4 protein-coding genes are annotated in these 19387 nt (G+C 73.9%); all 4 read left to right on the top strand.

Features of this window, described 5'->3' with window-relative positions; all coding sequences use genetic code 11:
• Window positions 1-5: 5 nt before the first annotated feature.
• From ACIBJB_RS28610 to ACIBJB_RS28595, 4 genes are read left to right on the top strand one after another with little or no spacing between them, the layout of a single operon-like run.
• Window positions 6-7655, top strand: a complete 7650-nt coding sequence (locus tag ACIBJB_RS28610) for an amino acid adenylation domain-containing protein (protein ID WP_398934504.1) — start codon at window positions 6-8, stop codon at window positions 7653-7655.
• A gap of 5 nt (window positions 7656-7660) precedes the next feature.
• Window positions 7661-15307, top strand: a complete 7647-nt coding sequence (locus ACIBJB_RS28605; protein WP_398934502.1) for an amino acid adenylation domain-containing protein — start codon at window positions 7661-7663, stop codon at window positions 15305-15307.
• A 23-nt stretch (window positions 15308-15330) separates the two neighbouring features.
• Window positions 15331-19161: an amino acid adenylation domain-containing protein gene (locus ACIBJB_RS28600; protein WP_398934500.1), complete on the top strand. Its 3831-nt coding sequence runs from the start codon at window positions 15331-15333 to the stop codon at window positions 19159-19161.
• Window positions 19158-19370 (top strand): MbtH family protein, encoded by a 213-nt coding sequence (locus tag ACIBJB_RS28595; protein ID WP_328636683.1) that lies wholly within the window; start codon window positions 19158-19160, stop codon window positions 19368-19370. Before ACIBJB_RS28600 ends, ACIBJB_RS28595 begins: the two co-directional genes overlap by 4 nt.
• Window positions 19371-19387 lie beyond the last annotated feature (17 nt).

The following is a 19387-nucleotide window of genomic DNA, read 5'->3' as shown; positions in this document are numbered from 1 at the left end:
CCCCGGTGACGGATCCTTCAACGCCCGCCGGCGTGCCGCCGGTGACCGACGTGTCCGTAGCCGCCCGCGCCCTCGGTCTGTCCGCCGCCCAGCGCTCGATGTGGTTCGGCCAGCGCCTCGACTCCGCCGCCCGATCCGCCTACAACGTCGGCGAGTACACCGAGATCCACGGCCCCGTCGACATCGACCGCTTCCGCACCGCCCTGTGCCGGGTCGTGGAGGCGACCGAGACCCTGCGGGCCCGCTTCACAGCCGACGGCGACGACCTCCGCCAGATCGTCGAGCCCGACCCGGCTTGGGAGTTGACTGTCGTCGACCTCAGGGACTCGACCGACCCCGTCGCCGCCGCCGACGCCTGGCGGGAGGCCGACTTCGCGGTGCCCTTCGCTCTCGAAGAGGCCCCGCTGTTCCGGTATGCGCTGCTCAGGCTCGGTGACGAGCACTGGGTCTGGTACCACTGCTACCACCACATCGCCGTCGACGGGTTCAGCTGCTCCCTCATCGCGGCCCGGGTGGCCGACACCTACACGGCCCTCGTCACGGGCACCGCGCACACCCCGCCCGAGGCCCCCCTCGCCCCGCTGGTCCAGGCGGACGAGGCGTACCGCACCGGCGACCGCCGAGCGGCCGACAGCCGCCACTGGGCCGGTGTCCGCGCCGAACGACCGGACCCGGTCGGCCTCAGTGACCATCCCCCACGGGTGAGCGACGGTTTCCTACGCCGATCCGGCCATCTCGCGGAGAGCGCGGGCGACCTGGTCCACTCGGCCGCAGCGCACACGGGCACCCGCTGGTCCCGTGTCCTGATCGCCGCGACCGCCGCCTATCTGCACCGGCTCACCGGAGCCCGGGACATCGTCCTCGGCCTCGCCGTCACCGCCCGCGAGAGCGACACCGAGCGCGCCACCCCGGGCATGGCCTCCAACGTCCTCCCGCTGCGGCTGTCCGTACGCCCCGACACCCGCGCCCACGACCTCGTACGCCAGGCCGCCGCCGCGACCCGGGACCTGCTCGCGCACCAGCGGTACCGGGGTGAGGACCTGCGTCGCGAGCTGGACCGGTCCGGCGGTGACCGCAGGTTCTTCGGTCCCGTCGTCAACATCATGGCGTTCGGGCCGGAGTTGAGGTTCGCCGGGCACCCGACCACCCGCCACAACCTCTCCACGGGCCCCGTCGAGGACCTCGCCGTCAACGTCTACGAGCGCGCCGACGGCAACGGCATCCGCATCGACCTCGACGCGAGCACAGCCTGCTACTCGGACGCCGAACTCACCGCCCATCACCGTCGGTTCACCCACTTCGCGGAACGTTTCGCGGCCGCCGTTCTCGGTCCCGGCACCCCGGTCGGCCGGATCGAGCTGACACTGCCCGAGGAGTCGCAGGCGGCCCTGCTGGACGGTCCGGTGCCCCGGACGGCCCCGGGAACCGTGCCCGCCCTCTTCGCGGCCCGGGTCGCCGCGACGCCCACGGCCACGGCTGTCGTTCACGGCGAACAGGCCCTCACCTACGCCGAGTTGAACGCCCGCGCCAACCGCCTCGCACACCGCCTGCTGCGCCTCGGTGTCCGCCCGGAGGGCCGCGTCGCCGTCCTGACGCGCCGCTCCGAACACCTGGTCGTCGCCCTCCTCGCGGTCCTCAAGGCGGGCGCCGCCTACGTCGGCCTCGACCCCCGCGCCCCGGCCGCCCGCACCCACCGGATCCTGGCCGGAACATCGGCGGCGGCCCTCCTCGCGGACTCGACGACAGCCGCGGCCCTCCGGACCCACGGGACGTCACCGTCGTACGACTGCCACGTGGTCCTGGTCGACGACCTGCCGTCACTCGCCGCCGAGCCCGACACCGACCCCGAACTCCCGTTGCAACCCGGTCAGTTGGCCTATGTCAGTCACACCTCCGGCTCCACCGGCACTCCCAAGGGCGTGGCGGTCGCCCACGGGGACGTCACCGCCCTCGCGACGGACAGTGCCTTCGAGGGCGGTGCGCACACGCGGGTCCTCGTCCACTCGCCGACCGCTTTCGACGCCTCCACCTACGAGCTGTGGGTCCCGCTGCTGAGGGGCGGCACCGCCGTGGTCGCGGGCCCGGACGAGGATGTGGACGCGGCGGCGATCAGGCGGCTGACGCGCCGCCACGGACTGACCGCGCTGTGGCTGACGGCGGGGCTGTTCCGGCTCGTCGCGGAGGAGGACCCGGGGTGCTTCACGGGGCTCCGCCAGGTCTGGGCGGGTGGCGACACGGTGCCCGCCGCGGCCGTCCGCAGAGCGCTCGACGCCTGCCCGGGTCTGACGGTCACCAACGGCTACGGCCCCACCGAGACCACGACCTTCGCCACCACCCGCCCCTGCCCCGGCGCTGCGGAGGTGCCGGACCCGCTGCCCATCGGCCGCCCGCTCGACGGCATGCGCGCCTACGTCCTCGACGGCGCCCTGCGCCCGGCCCCGCCCGGCACGGTGGGGGAGCTGTACCTCGCCGGCCCCGGCGTGGCCCGCGGCTATCTGGACCGTCCGGGCGCCAGTGCGGAGCGGTTCGTCGCCGACCCGTTCGGGCAGCCCGGCGAGCGCATGTACCGCACGGGAGATCGCGTACGGCTGACCCCCGACCGCCAACTCGCCTTCCACGGGCGGGCGGACGACCAGGTCAAGCTGCGCGGCCACCGCGTCGAACCGGCGGAGGTCGAGGCGGCCCTCGCCGCACACCCGGACGTCGAGCACGCCGTCGCCGTCGTCCGCGAGGATCGGCCCGGCGACCGCACCCTCGTCGCCTACGCCACCGCCGCCGCGGGTGCGGAGGCGGATGCCCTGCGCGAGTACCTCGCCGGGCTCCTGCCCCCCTACCTGGTGCCCACCGCCGTCGTCCTCCTGGGCCGGCTGCCGCTGACCGCCAACGGCAAGGTGGACCGCGCGGCCCTGCCCGCCCCGGCGCACACCGGCCGGGACGTGGGGCGGAGTGCGCGTACCGCCCACGAAGAGGTGCTGTGCGCGCTGTTCGCCGATGTCCTCGGTCTTCCCGACGTCGGTCCCGACGACAGCTTCTTCGCTCTCGGCGGTCATTCCCTGCACGCGCTGCGGCTCGTCCACCGCGTCCGGACCGCACTGGGCGCCGACCTCGGCCTGCGGGACGTCTTCGAGGCGCCGACCGCGGCGGCCCTCGCCCGGCTCCTCCCGGCCGCCGGACCGGCGCGCCCGACGCCCCCACTGGCCAGGAGCACGGAGGACGGTGAGGCGCCGCTGTCCTCCGCCCAGCGGCGTCTGTGGTTCCTGCACCGCGCGGAGCCGACCGGCGCCGCCTACCACGTGCCCCTCGCCGTACGGTTGACCGGCGCACCCCTGGACCAGGACACCCTGCGAGCGGCCCTCGCCGACGTCAGCGACAGGCACGAGATCCTGCGCACCGTCTATCCGGACACCGACGGCACCCCGCGTTCCAGGCTGCTGGCACACGGGTCCCCGGAGCTGTCCGTCCAGCCGGTGACCGAGTCCGAACTTCCCCGTACGACAGCGGAGTTGGCGTCCCAGAGGTTCGAGCTGGGCACCGACACACCGTTCCGCGCCCACCTCCTCGCGCTGGGTCCCGAGGACCACGTCCTCCTGCTGGTGCTCCACCACATCGCCGCCGACGGCTGGTCCCTGCGGCCGCTCCTGCGCGACCTGGCCACCGCCTACCGGACCCGGCTCACGGGCGAGGCCCCCGACTGGGCGCCGCTGCCGGTCCGTTACCAGGACTACGCGCGCCGGCAGCGTGAACTCCTCACCGAGGACCGCGACCGGCAACTCGCCCACTGGCGGCAGACCCTCGCGGGCCTCCCCGACGAGCTCCCGCTCCCCGTCGACCGGCCCCGCCCGGCCCGGGCCACCCACCGGGGTGGCGACATCACCGTCCACTGGGACGCCGACCTGCACCGGCGGCTGCGTGACCTCGCCGCAGGCCGGGGCGCGACGGTGTTCATGGCCGTACAGGCCGGGCTCGCCGCCCTGCTGACCAGGCTGGGCGCGGGCACCGACATCCCGCTCGGCACACCGGTCGCGGGCCGCCCCGACGAGGCCCTGGACGATGTGGTCGGCTGCTTCGTGAACACCCTCGTGCTGCGTACCGACACCTCGGGCGAGCCGACCTTCCGCGAACTCCTCGACCGGGTGCGCGAGACCGACCTCGCCGCCCACGCCCACCAGGACCTGCCGTTCGAGCAGCTTGTCGAGGCGCTCAATCCGACCCGCTCGCCGGCCCGGCACCCGCTGTTCCAGGTGATGCTCGCCTTCCGGCCGACCGCCTCATGGCGTCTCGACCTGCCCGGACTGGACGACCGCACCCTCCCCGTGGAGACCGGCTCGACCAAGATCGACCTCACCTTCAACCTCGCCGAGCACCGGACGTCCGACGGCACCCCGAACGGCATCGACGGCACCCTCCAGTACAGCGCCGACCTCTTCGACCGCCGCACCGCCGAGGCCCTGGCCGCACGTCTGGAACGGCTGCTGCGGGCCGCGCTCGCCGCACCGGACCGGGGCATCGGGGATCTCGACGTCCTCGCACCGGACGAACGCCGACGTCTGCTGTCCGACCTGACCGACACCGCGCGGGACATCCCGGACACCACGTTTCCCCGGATGTTCGCGCGGCAGGCAGCCGAAACGCCGGACGCCCTCGCCGTGACGGACCCACGCACCTCATTGACGTACCGCCAACTCGACTCCCGTGCCGAAGGCTTGGCGCGCGTGCTGGTCGAGCGAGGGGCCGGTCCTGGCCGTGTCGTCGCCTTCGCGCTGCCCCGTTCCGTCGACCTCGCGGTCGCGGTCCTCGCCGTCCTCAAGGCGGGGGCCGCCTATCTCCCGCTCGACCCCGACCACCCCGCCGAGCGGACGGCCCACCTGCTGTCCGACGCCGACCCCGTCTGCGTCATCGCACGGGAACCCGTCGACGCGGTCCGCCCGCACGTGAGCCCCGACGTGACACCGGCCGATCCCACGGCCGAACTCCCCGAGGCCCGGCCCGCCGATCCGGCCTACCTGATCTACACCTCAGGGACCACCGGCCGCCCCAAGGGTGTGGTCGTCGAACACCGCAACCTCACCACCTATGTGGCCCGCTGTGCCGAGGCCTACCCGAGCCTGCGCGGCACCTCGCTGCTGCACGCCACCATGACCTTCGACGCGACCGTGACCACCCTGCACGGAGCGCTCGCCATGGGCGGCCGGGTGCACATCGCCGCCTTCCACGAGGCGGGCACCACCGAACTGCCCGGCGGCTACAGCTTCCTCAAGGCCACCCCCAGCCACCTTCCCCTGCTGCCCGCGCTGCCGTGCGACCTCTCGCCCGCCGAGGAGTTCATGCTGGGCGGCGAGGCCCTGGTCGGCGAGGCGTTGCGCGCCTGGCGTCGCGCTCACCCCGCCGTACGGCTGGTCAATCACTACGGCCCCACCGAGCTCACCGTCGGCTGCACCGACCACCCCATCGAGCCGGGGGAGGAGCTGCCCTCCGGGCCGGTGCCCGTCGGCCGCCCCATGTGGAACACCCGGGCGTATGTGCTCGACGCACGCCTGAACCTCGTACCGGCAGGTGTCGAGGGCGAACTGTATGTGGCGGGCGACCATGTGGCCCGCGGCTACTGGAGGCGCCCGGACCTGACCTCCGAGCGGTTCGTCGCCGACCCCTTCGGCCCACCCGGCGAACGCATGTACCGCACCGGCGACCTGGCCGTGCGGCGCGCCGACGGCGTGCTGGAACTGCGGGGCCGGGCCGACGGACAGCTGAAGATCAGGGGGCTGCGGATCGAGCCCGGCGAGGTCGAGGGCGCGCTGACCGGTCATCCCGCCGTCGCCCAGGCCGCGGTGGTGGTGCGCGAGGACACTCCTGGCGTACGGCGCCTGGTGGGCTATGTCGTCGGGGCCGCCGCCGGTGACCTCGACGAGATCCGCGCCCATGCCGCCCGGAACCTGCCCGCGCACATGGTCCCCGAGGCACTCGTGGTCCTCGACGCCCTGCCCATGACCCCCAACGGCAAGCTCGACCGGGCCGCCCTGCCCGCCCCTGGTACCCGCTCCGCGGCGAGCAACAGGGAGCCGCGCACACCGCACGAGGAGACCCTGCGCGCCCTCGTCGCCGAGGTGCTCGGACTGCCCACCCGCCAAGTCGGCCTGGAGACCGGCTTCTTCGATCTCGGCGGCGACAGCATCACCTCCATCCACCTCGTCAGCAGGGCACTCGCGGAGGGACTGCGCCTGACGCCCCGGGATGTGTTCGAACAGCGCACGGTCGCCGGCCTCGCCGCGGTGGCGGCCGCCGCGCCACCCCTGACGTCGGTGACACAGGACGCCCCGACGGGCGAACTGCCCCTCACACCGGCCCTGCGGCGACTCGTCGAACGCGGCGGCCCCATCGAGGCGTTCAGCCAGTCGATGCTGCTCGTCACCCCCGAAGAAGCCGACGAGGAGAGCCTCCGCAAGGCGCTCCAGGCGGTGATCGACCACCACCACGCCCTGCGGCTGCGCCTGGACGGCGACGGTACGGCCGTCATCCCGCCACCCGGCTCCCTCGACGCCACCGGCCTGCTGGAACGGGCCACCGCCCTGGACCTCCAGCGGCCGGCCCCTCGGCTCGACCCGCACCGCGGCGAACTGGTGCGCGCGGTCTGGTTCGACGCGGGCCCCGGCCGTCGCGGACGGCTGCTGCTGACCATCCACCACCTCGCCGTGGACGCGGTGTCCTGGCACATCCTGCGCACCGACCTGGCCGCGGCCTGGCGAGGCGAGGAACTCACCCCGCAGGGCACGTCCTTCCGGGCCTGGGCCCGTCTGCTGGAGCGCGAGAGCGTATCGAGGACCACCGAACTCGACCTGTGGAGAGGGGCTTTGCAGGGCCCCGATCCGCTGCCCGCCGTGCGGTCCACGGACGTCGTCGGCCGGCTGCGCCACCTCACCCGACAGCTCCCGACCTCCGGCCTGCTCACCACCCTCCCCGCGGCCTTCCACGCCGGCCCCGAGGACGTCCTGCTGGCCGCGCTCGCGACCGCCTTCGCCCGTCGTGGCCGCCCGGCGCCGCTGCTCGACATCGAGCGGCACGGCCGCGAGGAGTTCGCGGACGGAGTCGACCCGACCCGGACGGTCGGCTGGTTCACCAGCGTCGTACCGGCCCGCCTCGATCTGCGCGGGCTCGACCCCGGCGACCCGGCGCAGATCCTCAAGACCGTCAAGGAGCACCTGCGGGCCGCCCCCGACCACGGTCTCGGCCACGGCCTGCTCCGCCACCTCAACCCCGAGACGGGCCCGCTCCTCGCCGAACTCCCCGCCCCGCAGGTCGGCTTCAACTACCTGGGCCGCAGCGTCCCCGGCGCCGACACCCCCTGGTCGCCGGCGCCCGAGTCCCTGCCCGGCACGGCACTCGGGGCCGCCCACGACCCGGCGCAGCCCGTCGCCCACGGCCTGGAGATCACAGCCGTGGCGGACACCGACGGCACGCTCACCGCGACCTGGTCCTGGGTGCCGCGCCTCTGGAACGAGGACGAGGTGACCGCCCTGGCCGACGGGTGGTTCCAGGCCCTGGCCGCCTTCGAAGACACCGGCACGGACGGCGGGCACACCCCGTCCGACCTGCCCCTGGTGTCCCTGTCCCAAGCGGAGATCGACGAACTCGAAGCCGAGTTCGGAAGCGAGTGGAGGTAACCCAGGTGACCCGGTCCGGAATCACGGACATCCTGCCCCTGTCGCCGTTGCAGGAAGGGCTGCTCTTCCACGCCCTCTACGACGACGACCGGGCACCCGACGTCTACGCCGCCCAGCAGGTCCTCGAACTGACCGGTGACGTCGACCCCGCCGCCGTACGCGCCGCAGGGCAGGCCCTGCTCGACCGGCACCCGAACCTGCGTGCCTGCTTCCGCCGCCGGGAGTCCGCGGCCCCCCTCCAGATCGTCCCCGCAGACGTCGAACTGCCCTGGTTGGAAGCGGACTTGAGCGGCCTCGACGACGCCGAACGCGAGAGTGCCTGGCAGCGGATCCTGGACGGGGAACGCGCCCGCCGCTTCGACCTGGCCCGGCCCCCGCTGCTGCGGTACCTGCTCGTGCGCTGGACCGCCGACCGGTACCGCCTGGTGGTCACCAACCATCACATCCTGCTCGACGGCTGGTCGAAGCAGTTGCTGGTACGGGAGTTCACCGCCCTGTTCGCGGGCGAGCACCCCACCGCCCTGCCCCCGCCGCCGTACCGCGACTACCTCGGCTGGCTCTCCCGGCAGGACCGCGCCGCCGCCGAGACCGCCTGGCGGAAGGCGCTGCAAGGCGTCGAGGAGCCCACCCTTCTGGTCCCCGGGGCGGCGGCGGGTACGACGGTGCTGCCGCACGAACTCGTCGTCGAACTCCCCGAGCCGGCGACCACCGACGCCGAGAGCGCGGCACGCAGCCTCGGTATCACCCTCAACACCCTGGTCCAGGGCGCCTGGGGCGTGCTGCTCGGCCGCCTCACCGGCCGCACCGACACGGCGTTCGGCCAGACCGTCACCGTCCGCCCGCCCGAACTGCGGAACGTGGCCTCCATGGTCGGCTTCTGCATCAACACCGTTCCCATGCGAGTGTGTTGGGACGACGCCGATACCGTCACCGGCTTCCTGAACGCTCTCCAGGAACGCCAGGCCGCCCTGCTCCCGCATCAGCACCTCGGTCTCTCCGACATCCGGCGCACCACCGGCACCGGCGACCTCTTCGACACCCTGCTGGCCTTCGAGAGCCACCCCACGGCCACCGGCCCGGGCGAGGACCGCGTCACTCAGCTCACCGGCCGCGACGCCACCCACTACCCCCTCACCCTCGCGGTCCTGCCCGGCCGCCGCCTGGCCCTGCGTCTGTCCTACCGGCCCGACCTGTACGACGAGACCGGCGCCCGCACCCTCCTGGACCGCTTCGCCACGGTCCTGGCCCAGCTGGCGGCCGACCCGTCACGCCGCCTCGGCGACGTGGAGGCCCTGCTGCCACAGGAGCGGGAGCAGCTCACGGGCGGCCCGGCGAGGGGCCCCGCGCACGAGTCCGCCGCTCCGTCCGTCGCCCTGACCGACCTCTTCGCCCGCCAGGCCGCCCGCACCCCCGACGCGACGGCTGTGGTCCACGGGGACACCCGTCTCACCTACGCCGAACTGACCGCCCGCGCCACGGAGTTGGCCTGCTCGATGGCCGCCCGGGGCGCCGCCCCCGAACGCCTGGTGGCCCTCGCCCTGCCCCGCTCCACGGACCTGGTCGTCGCGATCCTGGCGGTGCTGAAGACCGGCGCGGCCTACGTCCCGCTGGACCCGCAGTATCCGGCCGAGCGGCTCGCGTACATGCTCGGCGACTCCGCACCCGTCCTGCTCCTCACCACGCGGGAAGTGGCACCGACCCTGCCCGACACCGCCGTACCCGTGCTGACCCTGGACGATCACGACACCTCCCCGCGCGTTGCGGATCTCCCGCAGCTGACGGGCGATCATCTCGCCTATGTCCTCTACACCTCCGGTTCGACCGGACGACCGAAGGGCGTCGCCGTCCCGCACGGCAACGTGACCCGCCTCTTCGAGTCCACCCGCCACTGGTTCGACTTCGGCCCCGACGACGTGTGGACCCTGTTCCACTCCTACGCCTTCGACTTCTCCGTCTGGGAACTGTGGGGGGCACTGCTGCACGGCGGCACGCTGGTCGTCGTACCGCACGAAGTCAGCCGGGATCCGCGTGAGTTCCTGCGGCTGCTGGCCCGGGAGCGGGTGACGGTCCTCAACCAGACCCCCTCGGCCTTCGGTGAGTTGGTGCGGGCCGACGCCGAACTACCGCAGATCTCCGGCGAACTGAGCCTGCGGTACGTCGTCCTCGGCGGGGAGGCGCTCGACATCACGCCCGTCGCGGACTGGTTCACCCGGCACCCCGAGGACGCCCCCGCCCTGGTGAACATGTACGGCATCACCGAGACCACCGTCCACGTCACCGGACTCCCGCTCGCCCGGGAGCGGTGCGAGGGCATCGGCGAGCCCCTCCCCGATCTGCGCGCCCACGTCCTGGACGCGGGTCTGCGGCTGGTACCGCCGGGCGTGGCCGGTGAGCTGTACGTGGCCGGCGCGGGCCTGGCCCGTGGTTATCAGGGCCGCCCGGGACTGACGGCCGGCCGGTTCGTCGCGGACCCCTTCGGCGGGCCCGGCGACCGGATGTACCGCACCGGCGACCTCGCACGCCGTACCGTGGACGGGCAGCTGGAGTACGCCGGCCGGGCCGACGACCAGGTCAAGATCCGCGGCTTCCGGATCGAGCCGGGCGAGATCGAGGCGGCACTGGCGGCCCATCCTGAGGTGTCCCGCGCGGTCGTCCTGGTCCGTCAGGGGCGACTGGTGGGGTACGCCGTGTCCGACGGCGCGCCCGACCCGGTGTCGCTGCGGGACCACATCGCACGGACCCTGCCCGAGCACATGGTGCCCTCCGCGGTCGTCGTCCTGGACCGGCTCCCGCTGACCGCCAACGGCAAGCTGGACCGCGCGGCGCTCCCGATGCCGGCCGCGGCCACCCCTGTCACCGGGGCCGGCCGCGCCGCCCGCACCCCGCAGGAGGAGATCGTCCGCGGCCTGTTCGCCGGTGTCCTCGGGCTCGACGCCCACCAGGTCGGCGCGGACGACGCCTTCTTCGACCTCGGCGGCGACTCCCTGCTCGCCATGCGCCTCACCGACCGCATCAGGACCGCTTTCGGCACCGCGCTGCCGGTACGGGCCGTCTTCGAGGCCCCCACCCCGGCGGCACTCGCCGGGCGCCTGGGCGAGACGCGGGACGCGCACCGGCCAGCCCTCCTCCCGCTGCCGGACCGTCCCGACCCGATACCCCTGTCCTACGGCCAGCAGCGGCTGTGGTTCATGAGCCGCCTCGACGGCGGCCACACCACCTACACCGTCCCCGCGGCCCTGCGGCTGACCGGCTCCCTGGACAGGCAGGCGCTCACCGAGGCGCTCGCCGACGTCGTCGCCCGCCACGAGCCGCTGCGCACCCTCCAGCCCGACGCCCAGGGCACCCCGTACCAGCGGATCCTGGCCCCCGAGGAGGCCAAGCCGCGCCTGGACGTCGTCCGCACCACCGAGGCCGAACTTCCCGGGCTGCTCAAGGCGGCCGCCGGCCGCCGCTTCGACCTCGCCGCCGAACCGCCCCTGCGGGTGACCCTGTACGACCTGGGCGACGACACCCACGTCCTCCTCCTGCTCGCCCACCACAGCGCGGTCGACGGCTGGTCCATGCGGCCGCTGACCCGCGACCTGGAGAGCGCCTACACGGCCCGCCGCGAGGGGCGGGCGCCCGAGTGGCCGCCCCTGCCCGTCCAGTACGCCGACTTCGCACACTGGCAGCGCGAGTCGCTCGGGGACCCGAACGACCCCGGCAGCCTGATGGCCGATCAGATCGACTTCTGGCGCTCGGCGTTGGAGGGCGTCCCCGAGGAACTCCCGCTGCCCGCCGACCACCCAAGGCCCGCCGCACCCAGCGGCCGGGGCGATCGCACGGCCGTCGCCCTGGACCCGGCCCTCCACGCCGGCCTCGCGGACCTGGCCGCCGCACAGCGGGTGACCCTCTTCATGGTGCTCCAGGCTGGACTCGCCGCCGTCCTGACCCGCCTCGGCTCCGGCACCGACGTGCCCATCGGCACCCCCGTCGCCGGCCGGAGCGACGAACGGCTCGACGACCTCGTCGGCTTCTTCGTCAACAGCCTCACCCTGCGCACCGACACCTCCGGCAACCCCACCTTCCGCGAACTCCTCGGCCGTGTACGGGACTTCGACCTCGCCGCCTACGCCCACCAGGACGTGCCGTTCGACCTCCTGGTGGACGCCGTCAGCCCCGAGCGGAGCCTCGCCCGCCACCCTCTCTTCCAGGTCATGCTGGCCTACACCGGCCATGGCGCGGACCCCGTCCCCGCCCTGCCCGGCCTGAGCGTCGTCCGTGAACCGGTGGTGACGGGAGCGGCCCGTTTCGACCTCTCCCTGTATCTCACCGAGCACCGCCACGACGACGGTTCCCCGGCGGGCATCGACGGCGTCGCCGAGTTCAGCACGGATCTCTTCGAGCCGGAGACCGCCCGCCGACTGGCCCACAGGCTCATCCACTTCCTCGAAGCCGTCGCCACCGACCCGGACCGGCGCATCGGCGACGTCGACCTCCTCGACGAGGACGAGCACGCCCGGCTCGACGACTGGAACGCGAACCCGGGACCGGTACCGTCCGAGTCCCTGGCCGAGATGTTCACACGGCAGGTGCGGCAACGGCCCGACGCCCCCGCGCTCAACGACCTGACGTACGCCGAACTCGACTTCAAAGCGCGGAAGGTGGCCCGCCACCTCGCCGGGCGCGGCATCGGCCCCGGCGACCTCGTCGCCGTACGACTTCCCCGGTCCGTGGACCGGATCGTCGCCCTGCTCGCGGTCGCCCTGTCCGGCGCCGCGTTCCTTCCGATCGACCCGGCACTGCCCGCCGACCGCATCGACGCCCTGCTGGCCGACGCCCGACCGGCACACGTCCTGACCGACCTCACGACGGATGGCCCCGTCGGCGAACTGCCCACCGCACACCAGCCCCACCACGCCGCCTACGTCATCCACACCTCCGGCTCAACCGGCACCCCCAAGGGCGTGGTCGTCGAGAACCGCGGGCTCGCCGCCCTCGCGCGCACCCAGACCGAGCGCTTCGGGCTCGGTCCCGACAGCAGGGTCCTGCAGTTCTCGGCGCCCGGCTTCGACGCGTCCGTGATGGAGCTCCTGATGGCCTTCGCGTCGGGCGGGACCCTGGTGGTGCCGGACGTACAGGGGCCGCTGCTGGGCGAGGAACTCGAACAGGAGCTGACCCGGGGGCGGATCACCCACGCCCTGATCCCGCCGACGGCCCTCGCCACGCTGCCGCCGAGCGAGCTGCCCGACCTGGAGACCCTGGTCGTCGGCGCTGAGGCCTGCTCCGGCGAGCTGGTGGCCCGCTGGGCGCCCGGCCGCCGTATGGCCAACGCCTACGGGCCCACCGAGTCCACGGTCTGCGCCACCATCGCCGTCCCGCTCAGCGGCGACCAGGCCCCGCCCATCGGGCGCCCCGTCACCGGCACCCGCGCACTCGTCCTGGACGCCTGGCTGCGCCCGGTGCCGCCCGGCACGGCCGGCGAGCTCTACCTCGCCGGAACCGGCCTGGCCCGCGGCTACCTCGGCCGCCCCGGCCTGACGGCCGCGCGCTTCGTCGCCGACCCGCACGGCGGGCCCGGCGAGCGCATGTACCGCACCGGCGACCTGGCCCGATGGTCGCCCGACGGACAGCTGGAGTATCTCGGCCGCGCCGACGAGCAGGTCAAGCTGCGCGGCTTCCGGATCGAACCCGGCGAGATCGAGACCGCGCTGGCCCGCGACCCCGCGGTCGCGCAGGCAGCCGTCGTGTTGCGCGAGGACGTACCGGGGGAGCGGCGCCTGATCGCCTACGTCACGACCCGCCCCGGCCACCCGCCCGCCGACCCCGCCGCACTGCGCCTGGGCGCCGAGCAGCTGCTCCCGGAGTACATGGTCCCCTCGGCCGTCGTCGTTCTGGACGCCCTCCCGCTCACCCCCAACGGCAAGCTCGACCGCAAAGCCCTGCCCGCCCCCGGGACGCGGACGGCCGTGGAAGCGGACCGTGAGCCGAGGACGCCCGCCGAGCGGGTGCTCGCCGGACTCTTCCGCGACCTGCTGAAGCTTCCCGGGCTCACCCTCGACGAGGGCTTCTTCGCGCTCGGCGGCGACAGCATCTCCTCGATCCGGCTGGTGAGCCGGGCCGCCGAGGCCGGGGTGGTGATCAGCCCGCGCGATGTGTACGAGCACCAGACGGTGGCCGCCCTCGCGGCGGTGGCCCGCGGTCCCGTGGGCGCCTCGAACGTCGGCGGCGCCGACGACGGCGTCGGGCCGGTGCCGTTCACGCCCGTGATGCACTGGCTGGTCGAGCGCGGCGGTCCGATCGGCCGGCTCAGCCAGTCGGTGCTGCTGACGGTGCCCGCGGACGCCGACGTGCCCCGGCTGACCCGCAGCCTCCAGGCGCTCGTGGACCACCACGACATGCTCCGGTCCCGGCTCACTGGTGAGCGTGCGATGGAGGTCGGCACGGTGGGCTCGGTCACCGTCGGCGTGGACCACCGGGATGTCAGCGGTGCGGACGATCTCCACGCAGCCGTGGCCGAGGAGTTCGACCGCGCGCTCGGCACGCTCGACCCGGCGACCGGCGCGATGCTGCGGGCCGTATGGCTCGACGCGGGCCGGGCCCGCCCCGGGCGGCTGCTGCTGGTCGTCCACCACCTGGCCGTGGACGGAGTGTCCTGGCGGATCCTCGTGCCCGACCTGGAGGCGGCCTGGGAGGCGGTCACGCAGGGGCGCGAGCCTCGACTGCCGCCCGTCGGCACGTCGTTCGGAGCCTGGTCGGCCGTGCTGCGTCAGGAGGCGCGCAGGCGAGGTGCGGAAGCCAAGCTGTGGCGGCGGCTGAACGACGCCCCGCGCGCCCCCTTCGGCGCCAGACCGCTCGACCCCGCGAAGGACACCGCGGCCACCGCCAGGTCACTGCGCCTGACCCTCGAAGCCGACGTGACCGGCCCGCTGCTCGGCAGCGTGCCCGCCGCGTTCCGCGCCGGACCGCAGGACGTGCTGCTCGCCGGGCTCGCCCTGGCGGTCGCCGCACGCCAGGACGTCCCGCACGTCCTCGTCGACGTCGAGGGACACGGCCGTGAGGAAATCGCCCCCGGCCTCGAACTGTCCCGCACGGTCGGCTGGTTCACCTCCCTCTACCCGGTCCATGTCGACCTGGAGGGCCTCGACCTGCGGGACGCGCTGGCCGCAGGTCCCACCGCCGAGGGCGTGGTGCGCCGCGTCGCCGACCGGACAGGTGAACTTCCCGACCGTGGCGTCGGGTTCGGCCTCCTGCGGTACCTGAACCCCGACACCGCGGGCGAGTTGGCCCAGCAGCCCGTACCCCCGATCGGCTTCAACTACCTCGGCCGGTTCGCCACGACCCCGGCCGGCGACAGCCCGTGGTCGTTCGCCCCGGAGTCCCCTGCACTCGGCGGCGGCACCGACCCCGGCCTCGCCGCCGCCCACGCCCTCGACCTCAACGCGGTCGTCCACGACACCCCGGCAGGCCCCCGGCTCGTCGCCGACTGGTCCTGGCCCGACGGGGTGCTCACCGAGTCCGAGGTACGGGAGCTGGCCGAGGCCTGGTTCGCCGCGCTCACCGCGCTGACCGACCGTGCCGCCCACATGGCACCGCAGGCCCCGGGTGCCCTGCTGTCGGCAGAGCTCGACGCGGACGAACTCGACGAACTCGCCGCCGGCCTCGACGGCTGACGCGCACGGAAAGAGACGATGTGATGACCCAGCCCGCGCTGGCCGACGTCCTGCCCCTGACCCCCCTTCAGGAGGGGCTCCTCTTCCACGCCGTGTACGAGCACGAGCGGGACGCCGCCGACGTGTACCTCGTGCAGCTGGTCTTCGACCTGGAGGGCCCGGTCGACCCCGGCCGGCTGCGCTCCTCCTGGCAGGCCCTGCTGGACCGCCACCCCAACCTCCGCGCCGCCTTCCGGCGCCGCAAGGGGGGCGCGCCCGTGCAGGTCGTCCCACACCGCGCGACCCTGCCGTGGACCGAGACCGACGTCGACTCCGAGGGCGGCTGGTCCCGGCTCCTCGACGCGGACCGCGACCGCGGGTTCGACCCGGCCACCCCGCCCCTGATCCGCTGCACCCTGGCCCGCCTGCCCGACGGAAGGCACCGGCTCCTCGTCACCCACCACCACATCCTGCTCGACGGCTGGTCGGTCTCCGTCCTGGTGCGCGAACTCCTCGCGCTCTACAAGGCGGAGGCCGAGCTCCCGCCCGCCCCCGCCTACCGCACCTTCCTGGAATGGCTCGGCCGCCAGGACCGCACCGCCGCGGAGACCGCCTGGCGGACGGCCCTGGACGAAGTGACCGAACCGACCCGGCTGGCCCCGCCCCACCCCGGGCCCGGCCCACTGGCCCAGGCCCGCGCCGAACTGCCGGAGACCACCGCGGCCGCCCTGACCGCCCTCGCCCGCAGGCTCGGCGTCACCGCCAACACCCTGGTGCAGACCGCCTGGTCGATCCTGCTCAGCCGGACGACCGGCCGCAACGACGTGGTGTTCGGCGCCACCGTCTCCGGACGCCCCGCCACCCTGCCCGGCGTCGAGTCGATGGTCGGGCTGTTCGTGAACACCGTGCCGGTTCGCGTACGGCTCCGGCCCGACCGCTCGCTGAGCGAGCTGCTGCGGGACGTCCAGGACGGCCAGGTCGGCCTCCTCGACCATCACCACCTCGGCCTCGCCGACATCCAGCGCACCACCGGCCTGCCCGAACTCTTCGACACCCTCGTCGTGTTCGAGAACTACCCGATGGACGACACGGCTCCCGCCGACAGCCTGCGCATCACCGGCACGAGCGGGCGTGACGCCACGCACTACCCCGTGACCCTCGTCGCCTTCCCCGGACCCCGCCTGCGCTTCCGCCTCGCCCACCGGTGCGACCTCTTCGAGGACGGCTGGGCCGACGCCCGACTCGCCCACCTCGTCCACATCCTGGAGACCCTCGCCACCCACCCGGACCTCCCGCTCGGACGCCTCGGCCTCCTCGACCCCAAGAGCGACCCCCGCCCCGACCCGGCCACCGAACCCGCCCCCGCGACCCGCACCCTCATCGACCTCTGGACGGCCCAGGCGACGGCCACACCCGACGCGGAGGCCGTACGAGCGGGCGGTACGAGTCTGTCGTACGGCGAACTCGACGCGCGGGCCGAGCGGTTGGCCCACCGGCTCACCGCGCTCGGCGCCGGTCCGGAACGGGTCGTCGGTATCGCCCTGCCCCGCACACCCGACCTGGTCGTGGCCGTCCTCGCCGTACTGAAGTCGGGGGCCGCCTATCTGCCGCTCGACCCCGCGTACCCCAAGGACCGGCTCGCCTACATCGTCGAGGACGCCGGACCGGTGGCGGCACTGGCCACGGTGGACACGGCGGAAGTGCTTCCGGCGGGGATTCAACTGGTCTCGCCCGGTGATGACATGACGGACAGTCCACGGCGTCCGCCGCAACGCCCGCTGTTGCCCGGCAACCTCGCCTACATCACCTACACCTCCGGCTCGACCGGGCGCCCCAAGGGAGTCCTCGCCACCCACCGCAACGCCGTCGAGTTCGTGGAGTGGACCCACCGCGCCTTCGGCCACGAGGCTCTGCGGAAGGTCCTCTTCTCCACCTCGCTCAATTTCGACGTCTCGGTGTTCGAGATCTTCGCCCCGCTGCTGTGCGGCGGGCGCGTCGAGCTCGTCGACAATCTGCTGTCCCTCACCGCGTCCGGTTCGGACGCCGAGTTCATCAGCGGTGTGCCGTCGGTGATGGCCGGCATCGTCACCGAACGCCCGCACGTCAAGCCGCACACCGTCGCCCTGGGCGGCGAGCCCGTCCCCGCCCGGCTCCGCGAAGGCCTCCGGGCCGCCTTTCCCGGAGCCCGGCTGGTCAACTTCTACGGCCCCACCGAGGCCACCATCTACGCCACCGCCTGGCGCTCCGACGAGGACCCCGTGGAGGGCTCACCGCCCCTCGGCGGCCCCCTCGCTCGCAACCGCCTCTACCTCCTCGACCAGGCCCTGCGGCCCGTCCCCGACGGAGTGGTCGGTGAGATCCACCTCGGCGGAGGCGGCCCGGCCCGCGGCTACCTCGGCCGCCCGGCACTCACCGCCGAGCGGTTCGTCGCCGACCCCTTCGGGGCACCGGGGGAGCGGATGTACCGGACCGGGGACCTCGCGGTCCGCGGCCGCGACGGACGGCTGCGGTTCGTCGGACGCGTCGACCAGCAGGTGAAGATCCGCGGCTTCCGCGTCGAACTCGGCGAGATCGAGGCCGCGCTCACCGCACACCCCGCCGTGACCGAGGCCGCAGTGACGACGCGTCAAGACAGTCGCGGGGACCAGCAATTGGTGGCCTACGTCGTGGGTGATGCCGCCCCCGACCGCCTGCGCGAGTACCTGGCCGGCACGTTGCCCGCGCACATGGTCCCCGCCACCGTCGTGCCGCTCACCGCCCTCCCGCGCACCGCCAGCGGCAAGACCGACCGCACGGCCCTGCCGGACCCGTCCGCACCTGCCGAGACCATCGGCGCCCCGCGCACCCCGCACGAGGAACGGCTGCGCGCTATCGTCGCCGACGTCCTCGGCCTGGTGCCGTCCCGCGTCGGCATCCACGACAGTTTCTTCGACCTCGGCGGCCACTCCCTGCTGACCCCCCGCCTGACCGCCCGCGTCCGCACCGACCTCGGCGCCGAACTGCCGCTGCGCGCGGTGTTCGACACCCCCACGGTCGCCGGACTGGCCCGGCGACTGCGGGGCGGCACGTCGGGCGCGGCGCCCCTGGACGCCGTACTGCCCCTACGCACCCGGGGCGACAAGGAACCCCTTTTCTGTCTGCCGCCCGCCTCCGGTCTCGCCTGGGGCTTCGCCGGACTCGCCCGCCACCTCGACCCCGAACGCCCGCTGTACGGTCTCCAGTCGCAGGGACTGATCCCCGGCCGCCCGCGTACGGACAGCCTTCGGGTGACGGTCGCCGACCACCTCGCCCGCATCCGCGAGATCCAGCCCGAGGGCCCCTACCACCTGCTCGGCTACTCCATGGGCGGCCTGGTGGCGTACGACGTCGCCGTCACCCTCCAGAAGCAGGGCCACGACGTCGCCCTCCTGGCGATGCTCGACGCCTTCCCCGGGATCTGGATCGACCGGGGAGCCCGCGCGAGGGACCGGTCCGCGCTGCTCCGCAGCCTGCTCGGCATCCTGGGCCGCCCCCGACCCGATGACACGGAGCCCCTCACCGACACCGGTTTCGCCGAACTCGTGCGCCGCGTCCCCGACATGACCGCGAGCCTCGACGACGCCGAACTCGCCGCCCTGGTCGAGGTCACCGCCGGCAACCGACGGCTGATGGAGGAGTTCGTCCCCACGTCGTACCGCGGTGACCTGCTGTTCTTCACGGCCGCACAGGATCCGGACACACACCCGGACCGCCACCGTGCCTGGCAGCCGTACGTCGACGGACGCGTCGACAACCACGACCTCCCGTGCGTCCACGGGGAGATGACCCGGCCCGGCCCGCTGGAGCGGATCGGCCACGTCCTGAACACCGCAACCCAGGGAAGGAACCCCGCATGAGCGCCAACCCGTTCGACGACGACACCCTCGAGCACTTTGTGCTGGTCAACGACGAGGGCCAGCACTCCCTGTGGCCCGCCTTCGCGGAGGTGCCGGCCGGCTGGACGGTCGTCCACGGCAGGGCGGCCCGCCAGGAGTGCCTGGAGTACGTCGAGCAGCACTGGACCGACATGCGGCCCAAGAGCCTGATCCGGGCCATGGGCGAATAGAGCAGGGGGAGTCGAAC

The organism is Streptomyces sp. NPDC050759 (genome assembly GCF_044456945.1).
Lineage (GTDB): Bacteria > Actinomycetota > Actinomycetes > Streptomycetales > Streptomycetaceae > Streptomyces.
This window is presented reverse-complemented; position numbering and strand designations above follow the sequence as displayed.